Origin of the sequence: Saccharothrix deserti (genome assembly GCF_009769385.1) — a bacterium.
In the GTDB taxonomy this organism is placed as follows: domain Bacteria; phylum Actinomycetota; class Actinomycetes; order Mycobacteriales; family Pseudonocardiaceae; genus Actinosynnema; species Actinosynnema deserti.
The window spans coordinates 1-9,234 of the sequence record NZ_VKAB01000101.1 but is presented as its reverse complement, the minus strand read 5'-3'; the positions used below and the strand labels follow the sequence as shown (position 1 = coordinate 9,234).

Annotated in this window: 11 protein-coding genes and 3 pseudogenes; 4 read left to right on the top strand and 10 right to left on the bottom strand. The window is 68.3% G+C overall.

The genetic code is table 11. The annotated features are described in order from the left end of the window. Window positions 1-209: 209 nt before the first annotated feature. The 7 genes and pseudogenes from FM051_RS48970 to FM051_RS53560 form a co-directional block, all read right to left on the bottom strand. Entirely contained in the window at window positions 210-935 is a 726-nt protein-coding gene (locus tag FM051_RS48970; RefSeq protein WP_158854714.1) for a hypothetical protein, read from the bottom strand. A 60-nt stretch (window positions 936-995) separates the two neighbouring features. Continuing rightward, window positions 996-1,193, bottom strand: a pseudogene (locus FM051_RS48965) (anthranilate phosphoribosyltransferase); the annotation flags it as partial. 434 nt (window positions 1,194-1,627) lie between these two features. Next, window positions 1,628-1,879: an SDR family oxidoreductase gene (locus FM051_RS53565; protein ID WP_158854712.1), complete on the bottom strand. Its 252-nt coding sequence runs from the start codon at window positions 1,877-1,879 to the stop codon at window positions 1,628-1,630. Between the two features lie 447 nt (window positions 1,880-2,326). Continuing rightward, window positions 2,327-2,656, bottom strand: a complete 330-nt coding sequence (locus FM051_RS48955; protein WP_077005877.1) for an NIPSNAP family protein — start codon at window positions 2,654-2,656, stop codon at window positions 2,327-2,329. 57 nt (window positions 2,657-2,713) lie between these two features. After that, on the bottom strand, window positions 2,714-3,481 hold the full coding sequence (locus tag FM051_RS48950) for an alpha/beta fold hydrolase (RefSeq protein ID WP_158854710.1): 768 nt from the start codon (window positions 3,479-3,481) through the stop codon (window positions 2,714-2,716). Window positions 3,482-3,487: 6 nt separating this feature from the next. Continuing rightward, window positions 3,488-5,113, bottom strand: a complete 1,626-nt coding sequence (locus FM051_RS48945) for a beta-L-arabinofuranosidase domain-containing protein (protein ID WP_238413247.1) — start codon at window positions 5,111-5,113, stop codon at window positions 3,488-3,490. 53 nt (window positions 5,114-5,166) lie between these two features. Next, window positions 5,167-5,562: pseudogene (locus FM051_RS53560) on the bottom strand (beta-L-arabinofuranosidase domain-containing protein); the annotation flags it as partial. A 279-nt stretch (window positions 5,563-5,841) separates the two neighbouring features. Between FM051_RS53560 and FM051_RS52905 the strand changes: the two are divergent. Then, on the top strand, window positions 5,842-6,144 hold the full coding sequence (locus FM051_RS52905) for a transposase (protein WP_158854708.1): 303 nt from the start codon (window positions 5,842-5,844) through the stop codon (window positions 6,142-6,144). Beyond that, a pseudogene (locus FM051_RS54390) lies at window positions 6,141-6,320 on the top strand (IS3-like element ISAar24 family transposase); the annotation flags it as partial. The gene FM051_RS52905 and the pseudogene FM051_RS54390, both read left to right, overlap by 4 nt. Before the next feature lie 150 nt (window positions 6,321-6,470). Here the strand turns inward: FM051_RS54390 and FM051_RS48930 are convergent. Together FM051_RS48930 and FM051_RS48925 are read right to left on the bottom strand one after the other, a co-directional pair. After that, a complete protein-coding gene (locus FM051_RS48930) occupies window positions 6,471-6,779 on the bottom strand; it encodes a transcriptional regulator (protein WP_158854706.1) in 309 nt (102 codons plus the stop codon). Continuing rightward, window positions 6,776-7,687: a hypothetical protein gene (locus FM051_RS48925; RefSeq protein WP_158854704.1), complete on the bottom strand. Its 912-nt coding sequence runs from the start codon at window positions 7,685-7,687 to the stop codon at window positions 6,776-6,778. Before FM051_RS48925 ends, FM051_RS48930 begins: the two co-directional genes overlap by 4 nt. Before the next feature lie 154 nt (window positions 7,688-7,841). On the opposite strand from FM051_RS48925, the gene FM051_RS53555 reads away from it, so the two are divergent. Continuing rightward, window positions 7,842-7,970: a hypothetical protein gene (locus FM051_RS53555; protein WP_274383915.1), complete on the top strand. Its 129-nt coding sequence runs from the start codon at window positions 7,842-7,844 to the stop codon at window positions 7,968-7,970. A gap of 88 nt (window positions 7,971-8,058) precedes the next feature. Further along, entirely contained in the window at window positions 8,059-8,184 is a 126-nt protein-coding gene (locus FM051_RS53550; protein WP_274383914.1) for a hypothetical protein, read from the top strand. Window positions 8,185-8,186: 2 nt separating this feature from the next. On the opposite strand, the gene FM051_RS48910 is transcribed toward FM051_RS53550, so the two are convergent. Continuing rightward, window positions 8,187-9,065: a phosphotransferase gene (locus tag FM051_RS48910; protein WP_158854702.1), complete on the bottom strand. Its 879-nt coding sequence runs from the start codon at window positions 9,063-9,065 to the stop codon at window positions 8,187-8,189. Between the last annotated feature and the right edge of the window lie 169 nt (window positions 9,066-9,234).

Genomic DNA, 9,234 nt, shown 5'->3' with positions numbered 1-9,234 from the left:
AGCCCCCTGACCTGCGCCGATCCCACCGCCTAGTGACACGCCCCGTCACCGGGCCAGTCGGTGTTTCCCCAGCTCAACCCCCAGATTCACCGACCAGACGGCTACATCATCTGCGGAACGCGGGTTGCACGGACGCCATTTTCGGCAAGCACAGCGTCGGTCCAGCTCGCACTCAGTGCGAAGAGCTGATTGCGACGTCGCACGGCAACTCATGTCCAGCCGGATACGCCGAGCAGACGTACCCGGCGGTCGAGCAGCGCCGCGAAGTGGTGCGGGTCACCGACGACGAGTTGGACCTGCCGGTCGGGGGTGCGGACAACGACCACCGGGCCGGTGGGCAGACCGGTGGCGTCTGCCACCCAGACACCGTCGACCTCCTGGAGCCGCAGTTTTCCGTCGACCACATGGGAAGCCGACGGTCCGGCGCCGACGCACCAGTACAACCACTCCCCGTCAAACCCCGCGAACGCGCGCCGAGGCCAACCCGCCGCACCGCGCACACGGCGCTCCCGGCTGCGGATACCAAGCGTCGTGGCCGCGATCGCTCCACCGGTCGGGTCCAACAGCACGGAACAGGCCCACTCCACCAGGAGCGCGCCCAGCACGGCGGCAACCAGCGTCGACACGACAGGCGGCGCCTGGTGTGTGAGCCAGGCGATCGCCAGCGCCTGAACCGCGCCGGAGCACACCACCATGGGTCCCCACGACTTCGCGACATGCACGTAGATCCGTTCCACCACGAACCACACCGGCGGCGCGCAGCCGAGCGCGAGCAATCCCAGGCCCCACAACCCGCCGGAATCGGACAGAGCAACCCCGGCGACACTCACCACCGGCGCCGCCAAGAAGCCGACCAGCATCATCGGGTACGCCCGAAACCAGCGGCGCTCGAAGTCCGCGCGCACCGTGGCGTGCACGTCGAACGGCATTCGCATTCGTCCCATCCTCCCGACTGGCGACACGACATCATCGAATGCACCGACCGCGAACATTCATCACGTGATCTCGACTTCGGGCAGGTCCGCCGCCGCCCCTGAGTCGACGGCCTCCGTCGCCCGGTGCATCGCGGCGCTCAGATCGGCGTGGAGGTCGGCGGACAAGCCACTGTGGACGGTGATCGCGCACGCCGCGTTGAGCAGCACGGCGTCCCGCACGGGACCGGTCTTGCCGGCCACCAACTCCCGCACCACGTCATCCCGCCCTTCTCCACGCCTACGCGCAAACGACAACAATCGAGTTCCGCCGCAGCTCGGTCTCCAGCCCACGAAGACGCCCGGCCGCCAAGTGCCGGGAATCCTCGCGACGCCTCGGCGCCGGTCACAACCGCCGCTGATGTGGCGTGCCAGGCCCCCGCCTCCGCGAACACACCGCGGAGTCGACTCGACAGGTTCGGCGCGTCACAACATTGGCCGTCACAACCGTCGCACGTCAAGAAGACGATACTCCTTTCCGCAACGGGAAGCGCTTTTCCTCGAATTCCGGAAACCATTCTTCCAAAATCTGAAACTACACAGGTGACCGTGTGCCGCAGCGCCCGGCTCAGCAGCGTGCCGAAGCCGTACGTGGTGGCCAGGAGCGTGGCGACGAATCCGGCGCACCAGGCCGCGCGATGTGGTGATCCGGCCGTTCAGTGGTCGTGCCGGCTGCCCGTGCGGGCGGACAGCCTGGTGGTGAGGCGTCGGGGCAGGGTCTTGCCGAGTCCGATGACGACTTTGTACGCGAGGCCGGGCACGCTGACCGCGACGCCCCGCCGGAGATCACGCAGTGCCGCCGTCACGAGTCGGTCCGGGTCGAGCCACAGGAAGGCCGGGATCCCCGAGGTGTCCATGCCCGAGCATTCGTGGAACTCGGTGCGCACCCAGCCCGGGCACAGCGCCATCACGTGCACTCCGCTGCCACTGATCTGCTGCCGGACGCTGTCACTGAAGGTGACGACCCATGCTTTGGACGCGCTGCAGGTGCCACGGGAGAAGTCTGCCGGCGGGAGGGGTAGTCCGGGAAGTGGTCGGGCATCGGCCAGCCGCCGAAGCCGCCGTTTCACAAAAGGACGGACAGGTTTCAGCAAGACGAGGACAGCGCCGGTGTCCCCGCACGTGATGAACTTACGTCAAGCGATCTCACGTCGCTACTCGTCAGGGTGAACGAAACTCACCCCTATTGAAACCACGGTAGGTTATCTCCGGTGCGAATCCTCTTTTCAAGCCTAGTACTCCAGCTGTAGATCGTGATCTTCGTGGTCGTGGAGTGGTGTGGAGGAGTCGGTGCCAGTGAGCCGGGGAGTGTCCCTGCCGAACAGTGCCGGTCAGGACACCCGTCTGCGAGCGGGTTAAGTGGCCTCAACGCCGCCTGACGGTTGCATTGCCGGGCGGAGGAAGGTCCGGTCGAAGCGGCGGATGCAGCGGGTCTCGGTGCTGAGCTGCCAGAGCTGCTGAGCTTCCGGATCCTGCCGGATGGCAGCCCGGTAGTCCTCGTAGGCAGCCAGGCTGGGGAAGGAGAACAGGGCGTAGGCGATGTCGTTGGCGCTTTCGTGCGGCAAGAAGCAGCCGTGGTGCGTGCCGCCGAAGCGGGTGACGATCGGGATCCACCCCGTCACGTACGTCTCGAACGCGACAGTCTGGCTGGGGTCGATCTCATAGCGCAGATGACAAGTGATCACGTGAGTTTTCCTTCTGGCCCAGTGGGCGCCGGTCGCGGTCGGCACCGTCCCCAGCAGTCACTCTGGGGTGCTGACCTGGCTTGCTGACGCCGGGGCAAGGAGCCCGGCGAGGAGCGCGCCGAACTCCTCGGGCGCTTCCAGCATCACCATATGGCCCGTGCGGGGAAGCTCGGTGTAACTGGCAGCGGCGGACAGAGCCCAGGTAGGCACGTCCCACCCCGCGCGTGAGCGGGCCCCGGCGACCAGATGGACCGGGACGCGCTCGAACACGTCCCGCAGCAGCAGCTGGTAGTCAGGTCCAGCGGTGTACTCGACGACAGCACGAGCCATGGCGTGGATGGTCGAAGCGGGCTGGTAGGCCAGGTCTTGTGTCGCAGAGCGGAGGTGCTCCCTGGTCGGCTCGATGCCTCCCGCGCGCAGCCACCGCCCGGGATCAGCACGGTCGGCTTGCACGATCTGCTCCACCTCGGCGGCTGTCTTGGCTGCCAGCCGCTGCGACCAGAAAGCGTCCGCGAGACTGAAGTTGCCCTCGACGCTGACCAGCGTTGCGGTCCGCTCCGGGAACCGGTGGGCGAACGCGGCGGCGATCACGCCGCCGACCGAATGCCCGACCAGATGGACGCGACCGCCCGGCAGCGCCCGGTCAATGGCCGCACGCAGGTATTCCACCTGCATGTCGATGGTGATAGTGCCGGGCTCGGCCCGGGCATCGGCCCCGTAACCGTGCAGGTCGGGGCAGAGGGTAGGGGCCGGGAGGAGCGGCGCGAGGGCACGTGGGTCGGCGAATGAGCCGATCAGACCATGAATGAAGATCACTGGCAGCACGGGATGTCACCTTCTCACGGGCTGCCGGGGCTCGTCTACCACGGTCGTCGGAGATTCCGTCTCCATGGTTGGAGGGCTGCCTGGCGGTGGTAGCGGCTTGCGCGGGCGTGGGCTTGGTGGCGGCGGCGCCAGATCGACCACAGTAGCGGCGTTGAACAGCCGGTAACCCGCGTCGGTGCCACCGCCGGTGTTCCAGTAGACGGTGTAGTTGTAGCCGTGGGCGTCGTGGAACGGGCCGAGGTTGACCGTCGCACCGTTCGCGGTCGCGGTGAACGCCAACGCCGAGGTGCTCGTGCGGGTGATGGAGTCGACGTTGAGCGACGGGAGCGCGGACAGCGCCGTGTTGCCGTAGTTGCCCGCCAGGACGGCCGGGCCGTAGGTGATGGCGGCGACGCCCGGGTTGTCGTTGGCGGCCACCATGATCACCCGCATGGGCAGGCGCAGCGTCACCACGTCGCCGGAGGCCCAGGAACGGGTGACGCTCGCGTAGCTGCCGGGGGTCGTGGTGACGTTCTGGGCGACGCCGTTGACGCTGATCGTCGCGCCGCTGGTCCAGGCCGGGATGCGCAGGCGCATGGTCCACGACCCGCCCGCGTTGCCGGTCACGGTCAGGGTGGTGGTGTCCGATGCCGGGTAGGTCGTGGTCTGGGTGACGGTGATGCCCCGTTCCGACCAGGTCAGCACGGACGGGGTGTAGAGGTTCACGGTCAGCGTGGTGCCGCTGTGGAAGTAGATCGAGTTGGCCAGGGAGGTGTTGACCTCCAGCGCGGTGCCCTGGCAGCACCAGAACGTGCCGTAGTCGGTGCTCCGGTTGCCGCCACCCCAGGCCGGTCCGGTGTTGCCGCGGCGGTGCCCGGGGTTGAGACCGGTGAAGTAGCAGATGTGCCCGTGCGCGTCGGCCGGGTTCTGCGGCCCGATCAGGTGGTTGAGCAAGGCGCGTTCGTAGAAGTCGAAGTAGGAGGCGCGGTTGGGGTCCAGCAGCCACAGCTCGCGGGTCAGCTTGAGCATGTTGTAGGTGTTGCACGCCTCGGCCGTGTCGCGGTCCAGGAACCCGGCGATGGCGTTCGGGGCGCGGAAGTGCTCGGCCTCGCTGTTGCCGCCGATCACGTAGGTGTGCGCTCCCACGGTGATGTCCCACGCGTTGGACGCGATGTCGCGGTAGCGGGTGGTGCCGGTGGCCTTGTACTCCCGGGCCGCCCCGATCCACTTCGGCACCTGCGTGTTGGCGTGCAGACCGTCGAGCCGGTCCTGGTTGGCCGCCAGCGGATCGAACACGACGGCGTGGTCGAACCGCTGCGCCGCCGCCAGCCACCGGGAGTCCCCGGTCTGCTGGTACAGGTCCGCGAGCACGGCGTTCATGCCGCCGAACTCCGTCTGGAGCACGGCCTGCATCCGGGCGGTGGTCAACCGACCCGTCCGCCAGTCCACCCAGCCCGCGAACCGCAGCAGCACGTCACGCGCCTGGGTGCTGCCCATGTACCGCCACACGTCCAGCAGACCCGCCAGGGTCTTGTGCAGCGAGTAGTACGACACCGACTTGGGCGAGCCCGCCTCCATCGCGTCGAAGTCGGACTCGGGGAACCCCGACAGGTAACCGGTGTTGAACCGGCCGCAGCGTTGTTGGCCTGGCACTTGGCCAGCTCCGCGACCATGTAGTTCGCCCGGTCCCGGGACGTGGTGTCGCCCAGCACCGCCCACGCCTGCGCCCACGCGCTCAGGAAGTGCCCCTGGCTGTGGGTGCGGAACGGGAAGTCCGGCGCCTCCCAGCCACCCAGCGCCGCCGCGCCACCCGTCGACAGGCGGTGGTTCGCGCGGAAATTGTAGAGCAGCCGGTCGACATCGATGAACTGCAGGTAGGACAGCGTGCGGTTCTGGTTGTCCAGCCGGCGACCGGCGGTGAGGCGGACCTGCTCGAGTTCGAACGGGAACGCCGAGACGCCGATGTCGTTGCGGACCGGCGGCACCACCGCGGCCCCGGCGACCGGAGCCACCGACGGCACCAGGGCCGGCGCGGCGGTCGCGAGGGCGGCAACCCCCGCGGCCTGCAGCAACCTGCGACGGTTCAGGGCTGAGGATGACATGACGCTCCCTGGATCGGCTGCCGCCGCTGCCACGAACAGCCGCAGGCACACCTTTGTGCTCGTCAACATGAACTGATCAACGACGGACGTCCGTGTCGATCGGTGAGGCAGACCGGTGCCCGGTTCCGCGTTTCAGTACGAGGGCGCCGTGTCGGTCAGCGTCGGACCGGTCGACGCGGCGGACGCGGGCGTCACCCCTGCGGATTGATCCTCCCCTGGGTGTACGGAGTCGGCTTACTGGATGATCACTCATCTCAGTAGCCCGGAGGACGGCCCACGATGCCCAAGCGGTACCCACCCGAGTTCCGGCGCAAGGTGCTCGACCTGGTCGCGTCCGGCCGCCGCGTCGCCCAGGTCGCGGCGGATCTCGACATCAGCGACCAGACGATCTACAGCTGGCGCCGCCAGGAGCTCATCGATTCCGGGCGACTACCCGGTACCACCAGCACCGACAATGCCGAGCTGGTCGCCGCGCGTCGACGGATCGCCGAACTCGAGGCCGAGGTCGCCGTCCACCGTCGCGCCGCCGAATTGCTCAAGGAGGGCAGCACCCCACAAGACGGTGCGAGGCGGTCACGGTGATCCACTCCGACCACGGAGTCCAATTCACGTCATGGACTTTCACCAGACGTGCCAAGGATTCCGGGCTTCTGCCGTCGACGGGTTCGATCGGCGACTGCTATGACAACGCCATGATCGAATCGTTCTGGGGACGAGTGCAGACCGAACTGCTCGACCGTCGACGATGGCGCACTCGGCATGCTCACACCGATCGAATACGAACTCCGACACGCCAGGATCGCTCCAGCAGCCTGAACTCCAGCAACCCGACTCCGCCAAACGGGGTGAGGATCATGTCCGTCAAACGGGACAAGCCCAGTACCTGGAGCGGTACCGGTACGAGTCCCTCAGCGCTCGTCGTGCCGGTCGAGCAACGCACGCAGCGCAACCATCTCACGGGCGAGCGCCTTGCGTCCGGCGGCGGTGATGCTCACCCACGTGCGCGGGCGCTTGCCCTCGTACCCCTTCTCGACGCACACCAGACCGGCGACCTCCAGGACGCTCACGTGCCGGGACAGGTTGCCGGGCGTGAGGTCCAAAGTGGACTTGAGGTAGCCGAACTCGACGCGCTTCGCCTCGCTCGTCACGGTCAGGATACCCAGCCGGTGGCGCTGGTGCACCACGTCGTCCAGCTCGGCGGTGGGGTGTTCGCTCACCGCCGAACCCTACCCGCGACCAGCGCGACCAGTCCCCCGACCAGGGCGATGGCGCCGGGCAGCAGGACGTCCTTCGCCGAGAACACCGTGTCGAGCCGGCTGTCCGGCCGCCACCCCAGCCGGTAGTACAGCGTGCCCATGTAGGACACGTTGGCCAGCAACGTGAACCCGGTGTACCCGAGCGCGACCACCGCGCACAGCGGACTGCGTTCCAGCCACGCCAGCACGAGCAGGCCCGCGGCGAACAACATCAGCCCGCCGGTCTTGTTCACCACCACCGCGCCGAGGAGGACAGCCAGCGAGAAGCCGACGATGAGAGCGATCCGGTACCACCGGGTACGCGTGACCTCCTTGTCGGACAGGATCGCCAGACCCACCGGCAACGCGAGGAACACCGCCGAGGCGAGCAGGTTGCCCTCGTAGCCGAAGTGGAAGTAGGGGGCGATCTCCGTCATCAACCCACCGACCAGCGCGATGCCGAGCACGACGACCAGGCCGCCCAGCGTGACGCGCACGTACGCCCCGGTCGACGTCTCCACCCCGGCGCGCACCGCGCGCCAGCGGTACCACCACACCGTGGCGCCCAGCCCGACCAGCAACACGAGCACCCAGTACAGGCCGAGCGCGAGCGGGCTGGCGAGCGGGAAGAGGTTGCCGCTGTTGAACACCCGCAGCAGGTCGACCTTGCCCAGTCCCGGCACGTCGAAGCCCGTGCCGCGGTACGGGAGCGAGCAGCTGCGCACCCCGGGCGGACAGGACTCGTCGACCGGCCGGTAGAACGGGATCGCGCCGAGCGTCAGCAGGCCGATCACGACCGACGGCAGCCAGTAGCCGTGCCGCGCGATCCGGGCACGCCTGCGCAGCGAGTTCAACTCGTCCAACAACCCTGCGGCGTCAGGTTCCGCCATCACTCCCCCAGTGCTTGTCTTTGCAGTGCGATTTGTATCGCAAACCTGACTGCAATGGCAAGCACGACGCGATCGCCCCTCCGCAGGCCTTGAGGTGACGGGCGATCAGCGCGTGGACCTCACACTCCTTCCCGATGTCGTTCATGTCGTAGCCGTGGTCTGTTCCCGGACCAATAACCGCCTGCGGCTGGACTGGGCCGATCGCGCGGTGCTCGCCGCGTTGGTGCGCCGGCTCCCCCGGCTCGGCGGCCTGATCAACGAGTACGAACCCGCGGCAGCCTAACGCACAGGTCAGAGCATCAATGCTGACTTCTGGCACCCCACAGGCACCGACGGTGTGGGGTCCGCCGGCACGGGAATCTCGTCACCGAGTGCTGTGGCACGGCGCCACCGGGGACGCCTTCGCCAACGAGGTGGACCCCGGACTGGCGCGCATCACCGTCGACGAGGTCCTGGCCGAGCCGGACGGTGTGCTCGCGGGCTCACCCGCGCGGTGAACTCAGGCCGAGGCCCAGCGGTCGAGGAACTCGTGGCCGGTGCTCACGATGTGCTCGGACCACTCGGTCCCGCTCGCCCACGTGAGGTTGCGCAACACGCAGTGCGCCGCGTAGACCACCATCGCGCCGCGGTCGGTCGTACGGACGATCTCCTCCTCCAGCCGCTCCCGGATCCCGGGCTCGGCCTTCGGCCAGGCCGCCAGATCCCAGTCGACGGTCACCAGATCGTAGGAGGCATCACCGGCCCGGCACGACTGCCAGTCCAGCACCGCCGCCACCCGACCGCCGTCGACAAGCACATTGGCCGGCCCGAGGTCGAAGTGGACCAGGTCGTCCGGCGCCCGCTCCGGCAGCGGCGCCGCAGCGGCCAACGCGCGCAGGCGGGACAGCAGCTCGGAAACCGGCTGCTCGCACCCCACCAACGCCGACGGCCGACACAGCGGCGAACGGTCCTCGACCAACCCGCCCAGGACGAAGTCCCACCAATCCCCGCCCGCCCCCGAACCGGCTCCCCGCCCGCAGTCGACCACCGCGATCAACTGCTCCAGCGTGAGGCCGTCGACGTGCTCGACCGGGCTGCCGGCCACGTACTCCTGCAGCTCGAACCACAACCCGCCCACACGCCCAGCGGCGACCCGGCGCGGAATTCGGCAGCCCGCCGCCCGCAGCCTCGCCAGCGCCGGCTCCACGTACTCCTCGGCATGCCGGGCCTCCCGTCCCCAGGGCAACCACTTGAGCACCAATCGAGCGCCGTCCGGCCCGGTCACCTCGTAGGCGCCCTCGTCACCCCTGGCGAACCTGCCGACCAGCGTCAGCGCCAAGCCGCGCTCGTGCCGCACCAGTTCGATGACCTCGTGGACCTGCTCGTCGATGGCCGGCATACCGGGGTGTTTCCTCCTGCCTGTCCTCGGCGCCGAGCTTAACGGTAGTTTGTTAACTTCACGGAGGCAGGTAGAGGTTGATGCCCTGTCCTTGCGCAAGGGTGTCGAGTAGTTGTTGCAGGTCATCGGGCGGGGGCTTGTCCGACCACGCCCTCCACCAGCGCCGCAG